Origin of the sequence: Usitatibacter rugosus (assembly GCF_013003965.1) — a bacterium.
Lineage (GTDB): Bacteria > Pseudomonadota > Gammaproteobacteria > Burkholderiales > Usitatibacteraceae > Usitatibacter > Usitatibacter rugosus.
This window is the reverse complement of sequence record NZ_CP053069.1, coordinates 1,422,663-1,440,377: the sequence shown is the minus strand read 5'-3', so window position 1 is coordinate 1,440,377 and position 17,715 is coordinate 1,422,663. Positions and strand designations below refer to the sequence as shown.

Below are 17,715 nucleotides of genomic sequence, written 5' to 3'. Positions count from 1 at the left end.
AGTCCTAGAACTGGCTGTAGAACTTGAGCATCCCGTAGTTCCACCCGAGCCAGACCAGCATCGTGAAGGCGAACAGGATCGCCGCGCTCCATGCGATGCGCTTCCAGCCGAGGCGGCCGCGCACGTCGAGCACGAGGTTCCAGGCGGCCACCAGCCAGCCGCCGAAGAAGGCCACGCAGGCCAGCGCCTGGCTCGCGAAGAGGAACGTATCCAGCTTCGGCGTGAGGTTCTGCAGCGCCATCACGAAGAGGGCCGCCCACGCGACGAGCGCGCCGAGCGTGAGGATCGCGAAGACCCGGCCCGCGCGGATCGCCAGCACTTTCGGACGCGAGAAGACGCGAGGGTTCGCGGCGGCACGCAGCGCGGTGGCACGGATGGGCCACGCGAAGAGCCCGAGGAGGATCAGCACGACCGCAAGCCCGACCAGGGGAATCGCCAGGCCCGCGCCCGCGAGGCCGCCCTGGGGCTCGAAGGAGAACGCGAACGCGAGCATGTCCGTCGTCCACGACACCACCTTGCCGTCGACCACCGTCGCCTGCAGCTTGTCGTGCCCGCCGATTTCCTGCCACACGAACGGCTTCACCTCGCGGTAGCGGACCGGGAAGCCCAGGATCGAATGCGAGATGGTGTCGTCGGCATTGGCCGTGAGCGTGACCACGCCGGCCAGCGTGGCGAGCGAGATGAACGTCGAGTCGGCGCGGCGCGACGTCTTGTAGCGCCCCGCGATCATCTGCGCGTGTTCCTTCGCGGTCTTCGCGTCCACCGGCGTGAAGGTCTCGGCGCGCGGGAAGTAGCGGTCCGCGAATTCCGGGACGATGAAATAGCGCGCGCGTGCGCCCATGCCGCCGCGCCCGCCGCCGTTCACCGACATGAAGAGGCCGACCTTCTCCGCCGGGAAGAGCAGGAGCTCCGAGTGGAAGTAGACCGTGTCGCCGCCGTGCGCGATCGCGCGGCGGCCGTTGATGGTTTGCTCGTAGAAGCCCAGCGCGTTGCCGTTCAGCTCCGGGAACGTCCGGAACGAGAACTCGTGCATCTGCTTCGCGGTCTCGGGCTTGAGCAACCCCGCGCCATTGTTGAGGTGCGCGATCATGAACTTCGCCATGTCGTCGGCGGTGGAGGTGAGGCTGCCCGCGGCAGGCATGCTGATGATCTCGAAGCCGTCGCCCTTGTTGTCGACGTCCTTGTAGCCGACGGACATGTTGGCGCGCATCGCCTCGGGCAGCGGCTGGCGGAACGTCGAATTCTTCATTCCCAGCGGCACGAAGATGTGGCGCTCGAGGTACTCCTGGAACGGCTCACCCGAGACACGCTGCACGATGTAGCCCGCGAGCGAAGTCGCGTAGTTGGAATAGCCCGCCACCGTCCCGGGCGGGTAGATCCGCGGCGGGATGTACTTCTTCACGGTCTGCTCGTCCGTCGGTCCCTCGCCCGTGAAGGTGATGAGGTCCTTCACCACCTCCTCGAAGCCGGTGCGGTGCGTCATGATGTTGCGCAGCGTCAGCGGCTTGCCGTCATACGCCGGGATCTGGAAGTCGAGGTACTTGTTCACGTCGGCGTCGAGGTCGAGCTTGCCGGCTTCCACCTGCTGCATGACCGCCGTCCACGTGAAGAGCTTCGAGACGGAGCCGGGACGGAAGAGCGTCGTGCGCGCATCCACCGGCGTGAGCTTCTCCATGTCGGCGTAGCCGTAGCCCTTCTCGAACAGGACCTGGCCATCCTTCACCACCGAGATCGTCACGCCCGGCGTGCCGGTGATCTTCAGCGTGGTCGGCATGACGCCGTCGAACCAGGCTTCGAGGTCGGCCGCGGTCAGGGGCTTGGCTTCGCGCGCGGGCTGCGCGAGAGCAGCGCCGGTGAACGCAAGGCAAGCCAGGCCAGCGGCGATCCGAAGAAGTCGTGCGGTGAGGATCCTGATCATGGGGTCTCCTTGGGTTCAATGCCTGAAGCGATCCATGGCGAGCGCGTCGTAGCGCACGCCGAGAGTCTTCTCGTCGATCGGCGGCGCCTCGCCGCAGGCGAGCGCCGCCGCGATCCGACCGAGTGCCGGTGAGGTCTGGATTCCGTAGCCGCCCTGCCCCACGAGCCAGAAGAAGCCGCGAGCCTCGTCGTCGAAACCCAGCGCGGGCGTGCGATCGCTCGTGAAGACGCGAAGGCCCGCCCAGCGGCGCGTGACGCGCTCCACTCGCAGCGACGTGGCGCGCTCGAAGCGGTCCACGGCGATGGCGACATCCAGCTCCTCGGGCTGCACGTCGCAGGCCGGGCTCTCGTGCTCGTCGGCGGGCGACAGCAGCAGCGCTCCGGCGTCGGGCTTGAAGTAGAACTCCTCGTCCACGTCGACCGCGGCGGGCCACGGGGAGAGCTCCGCGCCGGTGGGGGCCTCGATGCGCATCGCCGTGCGGCGGCGAGGCTGCAGGCCGATCGGGCGCACGCCCGCGAGCCGCGCGAACTCGTCGCCCCAGGCGCCCGCGCAATTGACCACGACCGGCGCCGTGAAGGTGTCCTGCCTGGTTGCGATGCTCCAGAGATCACCCGTCCAGCGCGCCTCGCGTACCGCGGCGCCCAGCTCGATGCGTCCCCCGAGCGAGCGCGTGCGGCGCAGGTAGGCCTGGTGCAGTGCATCCACGTCGATGTCCGCGGAGCCCGCGTCGAGGGCGGCGGCATGGACATAGCCGGGCTTGAAGATGGGAACGAGCGAGGCCGCGCGGACAGCGTCGACGAGCTCGGTCCCGGCCTTCACGTCATCGTCGCTGCGCATCCGCTCGAGCGAGGCCATCTGGTCCTCGCGGGCGAAGTAGAGCGTCTGGCGCGGCGAGACCAGGGGAACGGAAGAGAAGTCGGCAGACGGCTCGAACAGGAACTCGCGGCTCGCCCGCGTGAGTGCCCGGATGGTCGCGTTGCCGTAGATCGCCGAATAGAGAGCCGCCGAGCGTCCGGTGCTGTGGTAGCCGGCGTGCTCTTCCATGTCGAGCACGGCGACCGAGCCGCGCGAGGCGAGCGCCGAAGCGACCGACGCGCCGGCGATGCCGGCGCCGACGACGACGAAATCAACCGGGTGGGATTGCGGCATGCGCGGGCTCGAAGTGCACGGCGCATGTTATCTCAAATCAGAAAGTTTTTTCCAGTATGGAAACTTTTATGATTTGCGCGCCTTCGCCCGGCGCGGCCTGGGCGGCGGCACTTCCTGGTTGGCGGCGTGCCGCTCGGAAGCGCCCATGAAGGTGTCCAGCACGCTCTCCTCCCGGCCGCGCGGGGAGCAGGCGCACACCAGCGTGCAGGGCGGGTCGGAGGCATTGAGGTAGGCGTGCCCCATCTCGCTGTCGAAGTACATCGAGTCGCCGGCCGCGAGGCGCAGCGGCGCGTAGAGCTCGCTGTGGAACTCGAGCTCGCCGGTGAGCACGTGCACGAACTCCTCGCCGGGATGGCGGATCAGTCCGCCGAATTCCTCGCGGAACTCGTCCAGCGTGCGGGCGCGAAGCTCGACGACGATGGGCGCCATGCGCTTGTGGAGCAGCTCCGTGGCGAGGTAGACCTGGCGGTAGCTGCGCGTCTCCACGAGCTGGCCCTCGCCGGCACGCTGCACCACGCGCCGCCCGCGCAACGGGGCGGACGAGCCCTCGTGATGCGGAGCGGGCTCGATCAGCTCCGCCATGTCCACGCCCAGGGCCTTGCTGATCGACAGCAGCTTGTCGAAGGAGAGCGACACGCGCCCCTTCTCGAGCTTCGAGAGCGTGGAAACAGCCATGCCGGTGCGCCGGCCGACCTCGTTCAGCGTGAGGCCGAGCTTCTTGCGGATGGCGCGGATGGTGTCGCCCGGCGTGGACCGGGATTCCGTCTCTTTCGGGGTAGCGGGGCGGGCGCTCATGCGCGAAGTCTACCCTTTAATGCCGCGGCAATGGGTTGCGGATTCGATGTTGTAATTTCCAAAGAAGAAATTTACTATCCACAAGAGAAATTTCACCCCAGGAGGAGTTATGGCCCACCGTCGCTTCGATGTCCGTCCGGCCGGCTTGCGCCGGTGCCGCCCGCTCCTCCTTCCCATGCTCGTCGCGGCCGCGGCCGCGAGCCCCTACGCCGCGGCGCAGACGCCGCCGTCGGCCGATCCCACGGCGCCCGCCGCCGGGAAGAAGGACAAGGAAGCGCCCCAGACGCTGGAGGTGCTCACCATCACCGGCACGCGCCGCCGCGAGCCGGTGCGTGACGTCCCCGTCCAATTGAACACCGTGCCCGCGGAGAAGCTCGAGGAGTCTGGCGCGCGCACGCTCTCCGACTATCTCGCGACGCAAGCCGGCCTCGACCTGAAGACCGGAGGCGGCCCGGGCATGGGCAGCGTCACGATCCGCGGCATCTCCACGGGCGACCTGACCATCGCGACCGTGGGCGTGTACGTCGACGACGTACCCTTCGGCTCCAGCACCGCGTACGCGATCGGCTCCGGCACGGCACTCGACATGGGCCTGCTCGATCTCAACCGCGTCGAGATCCTCCGCGGACCGCAAGGCACCATCTATGGCGCGAGCACGATGGGCGGACTCATCAAGTACGTCACCAACGATCCGGACACCACGCGCTTCTCGGGGCGCGCGATGGTCGGCGGCGCCACGGTCAAGAACGGCAGCGCCAACAACACGCTGAGCGCGGTCCTCAACGTTCCGTTCCAGGAGAACACGGCGGGGCTGCGCATGGCGGCCTACCGTGAGCACGCCGGCGGTTTCGTGGATGCGGTCGGCGACGCCGCGGGCAGTGACGTGAACACGGGCAACACCGTCGGCGGCCGGCTCGCGTTTGTGGCCAACCCGCTGTCGAACCTGCAGTTCAAGCTCTCCGCGACCTACCAGGACATCAAGCGCGAGAGCCAGGACACGGTCGACTACGACGCCGCCACCGGCAACTCCGTGAATGGAGACCTCACGCGCAAGCTCGCCGTGCGCGAGCCCTATGAGATCAAGAACGGCGTCGCGGGCCTCGAGATCGACTGGGACATGGGCTGGGCGCGCCTCAATTCGATCACCTCGGGCCAGAAGACCGACAACACGAGGCGCCTCGACGCGACCTATGTGTATGGACCGCTACTCGCCGGCGCCGGCCTCGACCTCGATCGCGTGCCCATCGACTACAACGTCACCGTGCGCAAGCAGGTGCAGGAGCTGCGCCTCACGTCCCCGCGTGGCGTCTTCGAATGGCTCGCGGGCTACTTCTACGCCCACGAGAAGAGCACCAACGACCAGCGCGTGACCAGCCGCTTCACGGGAGGCGCGGCCGGGCCCGAGCTCGCGACCGTCGCATTGCCCGCCGACTACACCGAGAACGCGCTCTTCGGCGACATCACGTGGAATCCGTCGCGCGAGCTGTCCCTCACGGGCGGCATCCGCAGCTCGAAGAACAAGCAGAACTTCAGCCAGATCAGCGACGGTCCGCTCGCAGGCGGGTCGACCAATATCCACGGCGACTCGGACGAGACCACGCAGACCTACCTCGCCACGGCGCGCTACGCGCTCACGCCGACCAGCAACATCTATGCACGCGCCGCAAGCGGCTTCCGCCCCGGCGGTCCGAACGCCGTGATCAACGATCCGGCGACCGGCCAGCCCCTGGCACCTCCCACGTTCAAGAGCGACTCGCTGTGGAGCTACGAGGCCGGCTACAAGGCCGACCTGATGCAGCGCACCCTCTCGGTGGAAGCCGCCATCTACAACATCCAGTGGAAGGACATCCAGCAGCCCGTGGCCGTGAACGGTTTTGGCGTGATCGCCAACGCGGGCCGCGCGAAGGTCGACGGCGCCGAGATCGGCCTGCGCTACCGTCCCAGCGCGCAGTGGAGCCTCGACGCGGCCTATTCGTATATCAACGCCAAGCTCACCGAGGATGCGCCGGGCCTGGGGCCGTCGGGCACGCGGCTACCCAACAGCGCGAAGAACTCCGCCAACTTCGGCGCGACGTATTCGTTCTCCGCGGGCGGCTACTCGTCCAGCGTGGGCGCGGACGTGCGCTACGTGGGCGAGCGCAATGCGGGATTCGAGGGCAGCGCCTCGGCGCCCAACTACAAGCTCCCGGACTACACGCTCGTCGATGTGCATGCGACGATGGACTTCCGTGCCGTCCAGGTGGGACTCTATGTGCGCAATCTCGCCGACAAGCGCGCGCAGCTCGGCGCCGCGACGAACTTCGTTCCGCTGGGCGGCTACGTGCAGGTGAATCCCGCGCAGCCCCGCACCATCGGCGTCACGGTGAGCGGGAACTTCTAGCCCCTTGCGCGTCTTCCTCGCGGCGCTCGCGCACGAGACCAACACCTTCTCGCCGCTGCCGACGACGCGGGAGTCCTTCGCCGAGGGCCTGCTGCACCGTCGCGGCGATGCGGCGACGCTCGACAAGGCCCGGCAGTTCTCGGGCTACAGCGACGTGCTGGACATCGCCCGCCACCGCGGCGACGAATGCATCGCGGGGCTTTGCACGTGGGCACAGCCCGGGGGACCGCTGCCGCAGGCCGACTACGAGGCGCTTCGGGACGAGCTCCTGGACGACCTGCGCGCCGCCGGCAAGGTCGACTTCGTGTTCCTCGTGCTGCACGGCGCGATGGTGGCGCAAGGCGGCTATCCGGATTGCGAAGGCGACATCCTGCAACGCGTGCGTGAGGTGGTGGGCGCGACGATTCCGGTCGGCGCACTGCTCGACCTGCACGGCAACGTCTCCGAAGACATGGTGGCGAGCGGCGCGATCCTCGTGGCCTGCAAGGAGTATCCGCACGTCGACTACCCGCAGCGCGCCGAGGAGCTCTATGGACTGCTCGCGCGCGGCGCGCGGGGCGGCCTGCGAACGCGAACCGCGATGCGCAGGGTGCCCATGGTCGGAATCATGGGCACCACCGAAGAGCCGATGCGCGGCTTCGTTCGCAAGATGCAGGCGCGCGAGCGCAAGCCCGGCATCCTTTCGATCTCGGCCATGCACGGCTTCCCGTGGTCCGACACGCCCCACACCTCCGCCGCGATGCTCGTGGTGCACGATGCAGACGATGCGCGCGCCGGCGACGATGCCGAGCGCATCGCACGCGAGCTCGCCGCGGAGTTCTTCGGCCTGAGGACCACGGCCATTGCCCGGCGCCTGCCCGTGGAAGAAGCGCTCGACGCGGCGCAACACGCAAGCGAGCGCGTGCGGAACTGGCCGGTCGTGATCGCCGACGGCTCGGACAATCCCGGCGGCGGCGCGCCCTGCGACAGCACGTTCCTCCTGCGCGCCCTCCTCGACCGCGGCATGTCCGGCGCGGCCCTGGGCATGATCTGGGATCCGGAGGCGGTGCAGGTCGCGCAGCGTGCCGGCGTGGGCCGCGAAGTGCGGCTGCGAATCGGCGGCAAGTTCGGCGCCATGTCCGGCGAGCCGATCGAATCGATGGCCACGGTGCTCTCCAGCCGCGACGACGCGAGCCAGCGCAGCTTCGGCGAGCTGCGCGACGAGCTGGGCCCGGCCGTGGCCGTGCGGATCGGCGGCGTCGACGTGGTCGTGAACAGCCTGCGCCAGCAGGTGTTCTCTCCCGACTGCTTCACCCAGATGGGCATCGATCCCGCCACGAAGCGCTTCGTGGTCGTGAAGTCGACACAGCACTTCCGCGCGCACTTCGATCCGATCGCGGGAGCGACTGTCTATTGCGATGCGCCGGGTGCGCTCAACGCGAACCTCGCCGCGCTGCCGTACCTCAACGTGCGCCGTCCCCTGTGGCCCCTCGACAGGAACGCGCGGCTCCCGCAAGAAGCGACGTAATCTATTCCCTGGGCAATTGCCGCAAATTCCAGCTCGCATAGAGCGTCGGCAGGCATCCGAACAAGCTGATGTTCAGCATGAGGGCCGACGACGCGACGCCCACGCTGTATCCGGTCTGCCAATGCTGCCCGTGGGACAGGATCATGAGGATGGGTTGGCCCACGCAGTTGAGAGCGGCGAGCAGCCCAAGGCAAAACAGGAAGGAGTCCTTCCTGAGCGCCGCCTCGCGCTCGTCATCTTCCAATGAAGGCTTTCCCAACGGCCCGCCCAGATGGATGGCGGGCAACATGGCCAGCAGGCTCACCTGCAGCCCGACGAAAACAGCGCCCAGCCGCACCACGTCCAGCTCCGGCGGCGAGATGAAGAAAAGGACGAACACCGCGCAGGACAACGCGATCGGCAGGATCGGGATCCAGCGCAGCGGCCGGTGCTTGCGATCTGCCGATGGAGCGTCGGACATCTCATCGGCGACCCGGGCGTTCATTCCGGTCCACCGCACCGTGCCATCCAGCTTGGCCAGGAATGTTTCTCGGAGGGGCTTCATTCATCTTCTCCTGCACGCTTGAGCGTCATGGCAATGGGTTCGAAGCGCTCGAACGAGAAAAGCATCTCGACGGCCACCCCGAAATGACGCGCGATCTTCAGGGCGAGCTCCAGGCTGGGCTTGTAGTCACCGCGCTCGAGATAACCAATGGTCTGGTGGTTGACCCCGACTGCGTCGGCCAATTGCCGGCGGGAGACGCCGCGCTCCGCCCGGAACACCGAAATTCTGTTGTATAAACTCACGTGATTGTCGTTAATCCTTACGAGTCATTGTGATTACACAACATATCGGCCCCAAAAAATAGCCCCTCCCGTTTCGGGGAGGGGCAAACCGCTCTCGGAGGAGAAACGCCGGCACCGAAGCGCCGGCGTAGTTCTTATTGCAGGGAGCGTGCCAACTTTTCGCGGGCGTGATTTTCCTGGTCAATCAAGGATTTAGCATCTGCGTACGGCGGTGTTTGTGAAATCCGTCACGCAACGCGCTGGTGCACGCGGGCACCAAAGCGAATCAGCGGGGGTGCTTGCCGTGGATCGGACGGAAGTGCGCCTCGACGCGATCGCGATCGGCCTCGACGTCCTCGCCCGGTTCGATCGTCGGGCCGAGCCGCACGCATTTGTGGCCGTAGTCGAGCGCGACCAGGACGACCGGCACGCCCGCGCCGCGCGCGATGTGCAGGAACCCGGTGCGGAAGTGCTCGACGCGCCTGCGCGTGCCTTCGGGTGCGATGACGAGCACGCGTTCGCCCGCGGCCCTGAAGGCGCGCACCGACTCCGCGACAACGCCTTGCGCCGCGGCCCGGTCGATCGGAATGCCGCCCATCCAGCGCAGCACCGTGGAGAACGGCCAGACGAAGATCGTGTGCTTGCCGATGAAGGCGAGGCGGATGTCGAGCGCGAACATGGTCGCGGCGCCGAACACGAAGTCCCAGTTGGAGGTGTGCGGCGCCACCGCGATCACGAACTTGGTGAGGTTGGGCAGGTCGCCCTCGATGCGCCAGCCGAAGGAGCCGAGGACCGTGCGCCCCACCCAACGCCAGAACGGGCTCTCCCGGCGCGGTACCCGCTCCGGAAGGACCGGCAGGTGCATCAGGCCGCGAGGAGCTTCGAGACCGCCGGAAGGTCGGCGTTGCCGCCCGAGAGGATGATGCCGACGCGCTTGCCGCGCACGTCGCCGGGATGGTCGAGCACCGCGGCCGTCGCGAGCGCTCCGGTGGGTTCGACGATCATCTTCATGCGCTCCCAGAGGAAGCGCATCGCGTCGACCAACTGCGCGTCGGACACCGTCACGATGTCGTGCACGTGCTCGAGCACCAGTGAGAGCGTGAGCGCGCTCGGCGCCTGCGTGCGCGCGCCGTCGGCGATGGTGTCGGGAACGCCGATCGAGACGATCTTCTTCGCGCGGAAGGACTGCTGCACGTCGTTGCCCGCCTCGGGCTCGACGCCGATCACCTTGATGCCGGGCGAAAGATGCCGCGCCGCGATCGCGCAGCCCGAGAGCAAGCCCGCGCCGCCGGTGCACACGAAGAGATAGTCGAGCGCACCGACTTCCTCGATGAGCTCCTTGGCGCTGGTGCCCTGGCCGGCGATGACATCGGGATGATCGAAGGGCGGCAGGACCATGCTGCCGCGCTCGGCGGCGAGGCGCGCGGCGATCTTCTCGCGGCTCTCCTCGGCACGGTCGTAGAGCATCACCTCGGCGCCGTAGCCGCGCGTGGCGGCGACCTTCACCGAGGGTGCATCCTTGGGCATCACGATGGTCGCCGGCACTCCGAGCAGCTTGCCCGCGAGCGCGACGGCCTGCGCATGGTTACCCGAGGAGAAGGCGACCACGCCCTTCTTGCGTTGCTCGGGGGTCAGCTTCGCCAGGCTGTTATACGCGCCGCGGAACTTGAACGCGCCCATGCGCTGCAGGTTCTCGCACTTGAAGTACGCCTGGCAGCCGGCGAGCTCGTCGAACTGCGTGGACGTGGCCACGGGCGTGCGGTGGGCCACGCCCTCGATGCGCGCGGCCGCGGCTTCGATATCCGCGTACGTGACCCCGGCGCTCATTCGAGCGAAATCTTGCCGTCGAAGGAGACGGAGAGCGCCACGCCTTCGATGGTGAGCGTCATGCGCGCGGGCAGCGACTCGCCGCCCTTCAGCGTGCCCGCGGCGATCGCGCCCTGCACGGCGGTCTCGATCTCGCGCTGCGACTGCACGCCGACCATCTTCAGGAACTTGCGGATGCTCATGTTGAGCGCTTCGTCGTTCATGGCCGCCTCACTTCGCGCGCGTGATGGAGCGCAGTGCGTCCTTCAGCGTGTCTTCGGGAAGGGCGTTCACGTTCTCGGCGAGGATCTCGGCCTCGGTGGCCACGGTGCCGGGGAGCTTGTTGCTCTCCAGGACGGCCACGAACTGGGCCGCGGCCCCGGCCACCTTGAGGAGGTGCTGGCGCTCCGCCATGAGCATGTCGATTTCCTTGCTGAGCATGAACGTGCCCGTGTTCTGCGTGGAGGCCGTCATCGGTGTTTCCTTAGGGGTTCGGAGGTGAAACGGAACCTCAATTCTAACCCGCGGCGGCGAGCGGCAGATTCAGCAGCAGGTTCTGGGGCTTCATCTTCAGCGTGCGATCGGAGCGGAAAGCGAGCCCCAGGTACACGGGCCGGCCGCGCGCCTCGGACACGGCATCGGCGGGATCGCGAAACTCGAGGCGAAAGAGGAGCGCCAGGCGCGCGAGCGCGTCCTCGCCGGGTGCTTCGCCGCGATAGAGCGCGTTCAGGATCTCGCTCGCCTCCGCATCCAGGCCCACATGCCAGCGCCAGCGGTCGTCTTCGATCTTCGCGAGCGGCTCGATCGCCACGCGGGCGCCGGTGAAGTGCGCGACCCATCGCTCGAGCACGCGCGCGAGCGCCGCGGCGCCTTCGGTGCCGGGCGTGAGGTCGACCAGGAACCCGTGCAGCTCGTCGCGCAGGAAGTAGAGCGCGGCATTCTCGCGCGAGAGCACGTCCATCTTCGGCACGATCATCGCCGTGTTCTGCTGCCGCAGCAGGCGCCCCATGTTGCCGAAGCCCCCGCTCTCTTCATACGCCTCGATGGTGGCCGCATCGGCGGCGAGCACGCGGCCGTCCTCGGTGCTCACGCGCTGGCGGCGGAAGAGGAGCTCGGCGGCACGGCAGAGCCAGGCGTCTTCGGTCCCGTCGAGGATCGAGCGCACGATGGCCTGCGCGAGCGCGTCGACGAAGACCGGTGCCACGTCGACGGGGCCGCGGAAGAGGCTCGCGTAGCAGGCCTCGAGCGTCGGGTGCGCCAGCACGCGGTCGCGGAAGCGCAGGAAGTGCGTCCAGTTCTCGCGCGCGTCCGCGTCTTCCACCGCATCGAGGTCCGCGCGCTCGAGGGCGAGCCGCGGCTTCGCCGCGAGGCGTGCATGCAGGTGGCGCTCCGCCGGTCCTGCCTCCGGCGGCGGAAGAAGCTCCTCGCGATCGAGGAAGCGCGCGAGCCAGGCGTCGGTGGCGACGAGCCCGCCCTCCGGGCTGCGGCCGAGGTCGCGATACCCGCTGGAGGCCCAGAAGTCCTGCGCCACCGCTAGTCGATGCTGATCTTCGCGTCCTTGCCGAGCTTGCCGTACTTGGTGAGCTCCGACTTCAGGAACGCTTCGAACTCGCCGGGCGTGCCGCCACCCAGCTGCGTGCCGATGTCCACGAGCTTCGCGCGCGTCGCCGGATCGTTCATCGCCTTGTTGATCTCGACCGAGAGCCGGTTGACGATGTCCTTCGGCGTCTTCGACGGCGCGAACACGCCGTACCAGTTGGTGACGTCGAAGCCAGTGATGCCCGATTCGACGAAAGTCGGAAGATCCGGGAGCTGCGGCAGGCGCTTCGGCGTGGAGATGGCGAGAGCGCGGATGCGGCCGCCCTGGATGTGCGGAAGCACCGGCGGCATGGTGTCGAAGTTCATCTGCACCTGGCCGGCGATGAGGTCGGTGATCGCCTGGCCGCTGCCTTTGTACGGAATGTGGACCATCGACGTGCCGGTGAGGAGCTGGAACATCTCGCCCGCGAGGTGCTGCGTGCTGCCGACGCCGGAGGAGGCGTAGGACATCTTGCCGGGATTCGCCTTCAGCTCCGCGATCAGCTCGGGCACCGTCTTCGCCGTGACCGACGGATGCACCACGAGGATGTTCGGCACGTAGCCCACGTAGGTGATGGGCTGGAAATCGGCGACCGCGTCGTACGCGAGCTTCTTGAAGAGCATGGGCGCGATCGCGTTGGAGTTCACGTGGCCCATGAGGATCGTGTAGCCGTCGGGCGTGGAGCGCGCCATGGCTTCGGCCGCGATGGTGCCGGTCGCTCCGGCGCGGTTCTCGACGATCACGGGCTGCCCGAGGCTTTCGGTGAGCTTCTGCGCGATGAGGCGGGCCACGACGTCCGTGCCGCCGCCGGGCGCGAAGCCGACGAGCATCTTGATCGGACGGTTGGGCCAGTCCTGGGCGGCGAGCGGCAGGCTGGTCGCGGCCAGGGCCAGCAGTGCCGCGATCGAGCGGGCGAATCGATTCATTTTCGAGGTCCTAGGAAAGCGGTGAGCGCCGACTCTAGCAGCCCCGGTGCCCCCGGGTCACAATACGCCGCCATGAACGCCTTATCCCTCCGGTTCCTAGCCGCCCTCGCCTTCTCCCTGGCGAGCCTTGCCCCCGCTGCGTGGGCCGCGGACGCTCCCGCGGGTGCCGCGCCCGCTCCGGAGCCCGCGCGGACCGCCGTCCCCCTGAAGATCGTGGGCCGGGACGTGATCAAGTTTCGCTCCACGGTGTTCGGCTACGGGCCCACGGACCGCGTGGAGGGCGCGAAGAGCCGCCTGCTCGCCGCCTACCAGAAGAACAAGCACCTCAAGTTCAGCACGCGCCACACCGCCGAGGGCAGCCAGGTGCTCGCCGACGCAGGCGTGATGTTCATCGTGACGCCGGGCGACGTCGATCGTGCCGCCGGCGAGACCACCGAAGCCGCCGCCACGCGATCGGTCGACGTCCTGGCGTCGATCGTCGACGACCTGCATGCGCGCGAGGATCCGCGGTCCCTGCTGCAGGGGTTCGGCATCGCTGCCGCCGTGACGCTGCTCGCGATCCTGCTCATGCGCTTCATCCTGGCGGCCGACCGGCGCGCGAGCCTGTGGTTCGCGCGCCGCGTGGCGGATCACGTCGGCCGGGTCCGGGTATCGGGCGTCGCGATGCTGGACGAAGGCAACTGGCTGCGCGTCGCGCGCGCCGCGGTGCACGGCGTGGCGTGGGTCGCGGCGGGCATCCTCGCGTTCCTCTGGCTCAATGCCGTGCTCGAGGCGATTCCCTACACGCGCCCCTGGGGCGAGCAGCTCACGTCGATCCTGCTCGGCGTGCTGGCGACCGTGGGCAACGGCCTCGTCGAATCGGTGCCGGGCCTGCTGTTCGTCGTCGTGATCATCGTCATGGCCCGCATCGTGTCGCGGACCGGCGCGGCATTCTTCCAGCGCGTGACCGACCGCAACCTGTCGTTCGGTTGGGTCGATCGCGACACCGCCCCGCCCGCCCGCATGATCTTCACGGGTGTGGTGTGGCTCTTCGCGCTCGCGATGGCCTATCCGTACATCCCGGGTTCGGACTCGCGCGCGTTCCAGGGCCTGTCGGTGCTCGTGGGCCTGATGGTCTCGATGGGGGCCTCGGGCACGGTGAGCCAGGGCGCGAGCGGGCTGATCCTCATGTTCTCGCGCGCGTTCCGCGTCGGCGAGTACGTGCGCATCCAGGACCACGAGGGCACGGTGATCGAGCTGACCGCGTTCACCACGCGCATCCGCACCGGCATGGGCGAGGAGATCCTCCTGCCGAACACCTACGTGATGGGCGGCGCCACGAAGAACTACTCGCGCGCGATCCCGGGCGCCGGCTTCGTGCTCGACACGGTGGTCACCATCGGCTACGACGCCTCGTGGCGCCAGGTGGAGGCGATGCTGAAGGAAGCCGCGGGGCGCACCGAGGGCATCATGGCCGACCCGGCGCCGCGCGTGATGAAGACGGCGCTATCGGACTTCTACACGGAGTACCGGCTGATCGCCTATGCGACGCCGACGATGCCGCTGCCGCGCGCGGAGGCGCTCTCGCACCTGCACGGCAACATCGTCGACGTGTTCAACGAGTACGGCGTGCAGATCATGTCGCCGCACTACCTCGGCGACCCGGCCCACGAGAAGGTGGTGCCGAAGTCGCGCTGGTTCGAGGCTCCGGCGAAACCGCCGAAAGGCTAGTTGCCGAGGACGGCGACTTCCGGCAGCGGGAAACCGTTGAAGTTGCTGGCGTAAGCGGTGGTGTACGCGCCGGCGTTCTTGATGAAGATGAAGTCGCCTTCCTGCAGGTCCGCGGGCAGGAGCTCGTCGCGCATCACCACATCCACCGAGTCGCACGTCGGGCCGGCCACGTTCCAGGCCACCGGCTCGCCATCGCGGTCCGTGTAGATGTTGTAGCGCAGGCCTTCCGTCGTCTCGATCACGCCGCCGAAGACGCCCGCATCCCAATACATCCAGCGCTGGTCATTGCGCGTGGCCGTGCCGATCACGCGGCAGATGAAATAGCCGGCGTCGGACACGAGGTAGCGGCCGGGCTCGGCGATCACCTGGATCTCCGGGCCGAAGTGGCGCAATTCCTTGTTGATCACCTCGGCGATCGTCTCGATCGACGGCATCGGCTTCACGTGGCGCACGGGGTAGCCGCCGCCGAGGTTCAGCAGGCGCGGGCGCAGGCCCGCGGTGCGCATCGCGGCGAACACCTTGCGCGCGCGGTCCATGCCGACGCGCCAGTTCTCCGGGTTCAGGCACTGCGAGCCGACGTGGAAGGTGATGCCCGCGAGGTCGGCCTTGCAGTCGACCGCGGCCTGGATCAGCTCCGGGATGTCGCTCATGTGCGCGCCGAACTTGCCGGCGAGCGGCCAGTCGCTGCCGATGTTGGGGGCGTCGATGCGCAGGTACATCTTGGCGTCGGCCTTCACCGACTGGACCTTGCGGATCTCCTCGACGCTGTCGACCACGTACCACTCGACGCCCTTGCCCGCGGCGTACTCGAGGTAGGCGCGCGACTTCATCGGGTTCGAATAGAAGATCTCGGCCACCGGCACGCCGATGGACAGCAGGAGGTCCAGCTCGGCGATCGAGGCGATCTCGAAGCCGGCGCCTTCCTGGATCAGCGTCTTCAGGACGCGCGGGTCCGGATTCGCTTTGACGGCGAAGTGCGGGCGCACGCGCGGCAGCGAGGCGCGGAAGCGCCGGGTCTTGGTGCGGACGATGTCGAGGTCGACCAACAGCACCGGACGCTTGTAGCCGTGCCGGGCGAGGAATTTCTTCACCCGGTCGAAATCGAGGCTGACTTCCGGATGGGTATCGAGGGGGAAGTCCGGTTGGGGCCGGATTTTCTTAACGGTCGCAGATCGGGGCATCGAGGTCTTTCATGACAAATGGAGAACGTACTGAAGCGTTGCGCGCGCCGGCATACGAGCCGACGGCTTGCCGCCTCTAGTAGTTCCTGGTCCTTGTCATGATGACCTCCTTGCTTCCCCGGTGAAGGGTCGTGAAAACCGTTAAGAAAGAGTCCCTTAAGGGACAAAAATCAGCAAAAAACGCGCGAAGTATAGGGCAAATCCGCTGCGGTGCGTCAAAAAATTTTGTAGAAACGGGTTACGGCGGTCACATCTTGGGGAGGGTGACGCCCTTCTGCCCCTGGTACTTCCCGCCCCGGTCCCGATACGACGTTTCGCAGACCTCATCGGATTCAAAGAAGATCACCTGGGCCACGCCTTCGTTCGCGTAGATCTTGGCCGGCAGCGGGGTCGTGTTCGAAAACTCCAGCGTGACGTAGCCCTCCCACTCGGGCTCGAAGGGCGTCACGTTCACGATGATCCCGCAGCGGGCGTAGGTGCTCTTGCCGAGGCAGACGGTGAGCACGTTGCGCGGAATGCGGAAGTACTCGACGGTCCGGGCGAGCGCGAAGGAGTTGGGCGGGATGATGCACACCGGCCCGCTGAAGTCGACGAACGACTTCGGGTCGAACGCCTTCGGGTCGACGATGGTCGAGTTGATGTTGGTGAAGATCTTGAAGTCGGTCGAGGCGCGGATGTCGTAGCCGTAGCTCGAGGTGCCGTAGGAGACGATGCGCTTGCCGTCGACCTCACGCACCTGGCCGGGCTCGTAGGGCTCGATCATGCCGTGGGCCTCCGCCATGCGGCGGATCCACTTGTCACTTTTTATCGACATGGGCTGGGTCCCCGCCTGCGCGGGAATCACGGGGTTAGGAGTTCTGGATGACGATCTTCGGGAAGAGGCTGGTGCGATCCTCCCCCTGCTTCGCGATGCGCGCGGCGATCTTGCGCGCGATCTGGCGGTAGACCTGGGCGACCGCGCCGTCCGGGTCCGCGACGACGGTGGGCTTGCCCGCGTCGGCCTGCTCGCGGATGCGGATGTCCAGCGGAAGGCTCCCGAGGAGCTCGACGCCGTAGTCCTTGCTCATCGCCGCTCCGCCGCCGGCGCCGAAGATGTGCTCGGCGTGGCCGCAGTTGGAGCAGATGTGCACCGCCATGTTCTCGACGATGCCGAGGATGGGGATGTTCACCTTCTCGAACATCTTCAAGCCCTTCCGGGCATCAATGAGCGCGATGTCCTGGGGCGTGGTGACGATCACGGCGCCGGTCACCGGCACCTTCTGGGCGAGGGTGAGCTGGATGTCGCCGGTGCCGGGCGGGAGGTCGACCACGAGGTAGTCGAGGTCGCGCCACTTGGTCTCGGTGAGGAGCTGCTCCAGGGCCTGCGTGACCATCGGGCCGCGCCAGACCATGGGCGTGTCCGAATCGATCAGGAAGCCCACGCTCATCGCCTGGATGCCGTGGCCTTCCATCGGCTCCATCGACTTGCCGTCCTTCGACGTCGGCCGTCCGGTGATGCCGAGCATGAGCGGCTGGGACGGGCCGTAGATGTCCGCGTCGAGCATGCCCACCGAGGCGCCTTCGGCGGCGAGCGCCAGCGCCAGGTTCACCGCGGTCGTGCTCTTGCCGACGCCGCCCTTGCCCGAGGCGATGGCGATGATGTTCTTGATGCCCGGCACCAGCTTCACGCCGCGCTGGACGGTGTGGGGCACGATCTTCGAGACCACGTTGGCGCTCGCCTGCGCGATGCCCGGAAGCTTCTTCAGGCGATCGACCACCTGCGTGCGCACCGTCTCCAGGACGCCGCGCGCCGGATAGCCGAGGACGACGTCCACGGTCACGCGCTCGCCGTCCACCTTCACGTTGCGGGCGCTCTTCGACTCGACATAGTTTCGATCCGTGACCGGGTCGATCAGCTCGGACAGCGCTTCGAGGACGTCTTTTTCGGAAACCGGCATGGGGGATTGGAGCGGGGATGGCGTTGCAAGGTCGCAATTCTAAAGCAATTTGCTATGATCGC

The 17,715-nt window shown here is 67.6% G+C and carries 17 protein-coding genes; 3 read left to right on the top strand and 14 right to left on the bottom strand.

Going from position 1 to position 17,715, the window contains the following annotated elements:
• Window positions 1–4: 4 nt before the first annotated feature.
• The 3 genes from DSM104443_RS07195 to DSM104443_RS07185 form a co-directional block, all read right to left on the bottom strand.
• On the bottom strand, window positions 5–1,918 hold the full coding sequence (locus DSM104443_RS07195) for a serine hydrolase (RefSeq protein WP_171090813.1): 1,914 nt from the start codon (window positions 1,916–1,918) through the stop codon (window positions 5–7).
• Window positions 1,919–1,933: 15 nt separating this feature from the next.
• A complete protein-coding gene (locus tag DSM104443_RS07190; RefSeq protein WP_171090812.1) occupies window positions 1,934–3,067 on the bottom strand; it encodes an NAD(P)/FAD-dependent oxidoreductase in 1,134 nt (377 codons plus the stop codon).
• A gap of 66 nt (window positions 3,068–3,133) precedes the next feature.
• A complete protein-coding gene (locus tag DSM104443_RS07185) occupies window positions 3,134–3,862 on the bottom strand; it encodes a helix-turn-helix domain-containing protein (protein ID WP_171090810.1) in 729 nt (242 codons plus the stop codon).
• A gap of 109 nt (window positions 3,863–3,971) precedes the next feature.
• Between DSM104443_RS07185 and DSM104443_RS07180 the strand changes: the two genes are divergently transcribed.
• Together DSM104443_RS07180 and DSM104443_RS07175 are read left to right on the top strand one after the other, a co-directional pair.
• The gene (locus DSM104443_RS07180; protein ID WP_171090809.1) at window positions 3,972–6,242 is read left to right on the top strand and encodes a TonB-dependent receptor; all 2,271 of its coding nucleotides are present in this window, start codon (window positions 3,972–3,974) and stop codon (window positions 6,240–6,242) included.
• Between the two features lie 4 nt (window positions 6,243–6,246).
• Entirely contained in the window at window positions 6,247–7,749 is a 1,503-nt protein-coding gene (locus DSM104443_RS07175; RefSeq protein ID WP_171090807.1) for a M81 family metallopeptidase, read from the top strand.
• Window position 7,750: 1 nt separating this feature from the next.
• Here DSM104443_RS07175 and DSM104443_RS07170 read toward each other — a convergent pair whose 3' ends face one another.
• From DSM104443_RS07170 to DSM104443_RS07135, 8 genes are all read right to left on the bottom strand, one after another.
• Complete coding sequence (locus DSM104443_RS07170; RefSeq protein ID WP_171090806.1) at window positions 7,751–8,293, bottom strand: hypothetical protein; 543 nt, start codon at window positions 8,291–8,293, stop codon at window positions 7,751–7,753.
• Entirely contained in the window at window positions 8,290–8,511 is a 222-nt protein-coding gene (locus DSM104443_RS07165; RefSeq protein ID WP_246232584.1) for a helix-turn-helix transcriptional regulator, read from the bottom strand. The genes DSM104443_RS07170 and DSM104443_RS07165 overlap by 4 nt, the downstream gene beginning before the upstream one ends.
• A 289-nt stretch (window positions 8,512–8,800) precedes the next feature.
• Complete coding sequence (locus tag DSM104443_RS07160) at window positions 8,801–9,379, bottom strand: lysophospholipid acyltransferase family protein (RefSeq protein ID WP_171090803.1); 579 nt, start codon at window positions 9,377–9,379, stop codon at window positions 8,801–8,803.
• Window positions 9,379–10,341, bottom strand: coding sequence for a threo-3-hydroxy-L-aspartate ammonia-lyase (locus DSM104443_RS07155; RefSeq protein ID WP_171090801.1), 963 nt, complete (start codon window positions 10,339–10,341; stop codon window positions 9,379–9,381). Before DSM104443_RS07155 ends, DSM104443_RS07160 begins: the two co-directional genes overlap by 1 nt.
• Window positions 10,338–10,544: a DUF6494 family protein gene (locus tag DSM104443_RS07150; protein ID WP_171090799.1), complete on the bottom strand. Its 207-nt coding sequence runs from the start codon at window positions 10,542–10,544 to the stop codon at window positions 10,338–10,340. Before DSM104443_RS07150 ends, DSM104443_RS07155 begins: the two co-directional genes overlap by 4 nt.
• A gap of 7 nt (window positions 10,545–10,551) precedes the next feature.
• Window positions 10,552–10,794, bottom strand: a complete 243-nt coding sequence (locus tag DSM104443_RS07145; RefSeq protein ID WP_171090797.1) for a hypothetical protein — start codon at window positions 10,792–10,794, stop codon at window positions 10,552–10,554.
• 43 nt (window positions 10,795–10,837) lie between these two features.
• Entirely contained in the window at window positions 10,838–11,851 is a 1,014-nt protein-coding gene (locus DSM104443_RS07140; RefSeq protein ID WP_171090795.1) for a DUF6352 family protein, read from the bottom strand.
• Between the two features lie 2 nt (window positions 11,852–11,853).
• Window positions 11,854–12,825: a Bug family tripartite tricarboxylate transporter substrate binding protein gene (locus tag DSM104443_RS07135; protein ID WP_171090793.1), complete on the bottom strand. Its 972-nt coding sequence runs from the start codon at window positions 12,823–12,825 to the stop codon at window positions 11,854–11,856.
• Between the two features lie 72 nt (window positions 12,826–12,897).
• Between DSM104443_RS07135 and DSM104443_RS07130 the strand changes: the two genes are divergently transcribed.
• Window positions 12,898–14,535, top strand: a complete 1,638-nt coding sequence (locus DSM104443_RS07130) for a mechanosensitive ion channel family protein (protein WP_171090791.1) — start codon at window positions 12,898–12,900, stop codon at window positions 14,533–14,535.
• On the opposite strand, the gene DSM104443_RS07125 is transcribed toward DSM104443_RS07130, so the two are convergent.
• From DSM104443_RS07125 to apbC, 3 genes are all read right to left on the bottom strand, one after another.
• Window positions 14,532–15,626 (bottom strand): type III PLP-dependent enzyme, encoded by a 1,095-nt coding sequence (locus DSM104443_RS07125; RefSeq protein ID WP_343034663.1) that lies wholly within the window; start codon window positions 15,624–15,626, stop codon window positions 14,532–14,534. The two genes, DSM104443_RS07130 and DSM104443_RS07125, sit on opposite strands and share 4 nt — an antisense overlap.
• Window positions 15,627–15,963: 337 nt before the next feature.
• The gene (dcd, locus tag DSM104443_RS07120; RefSeq protein WP_171090787.1) at window positions 15,964–16,530 is read right to left on the bottom strand and encodes a dCTP deaminase; all 567 of its coding nucleotides are present in this window, start codon (window positions 16,528–16,530) and stop codon (window positions 15,964–15,966) included.
• 34 nt (window positions 16,531–16,564) lie between these two features.
• Window positions 16,565–17,653, bottom strand: a complete 1,089-nt coding sequence (gene apbC, locus DSM104443_RS07115) for an iron-sulfur cluster carrier protein ApbC (protein WP_171090785.1) — start codon at window positions 17,651–17,653, stop codon at window positions 16,565–16,567.
• Window positions 17,654–17,715: the final 62 nt, after the last annotated feature.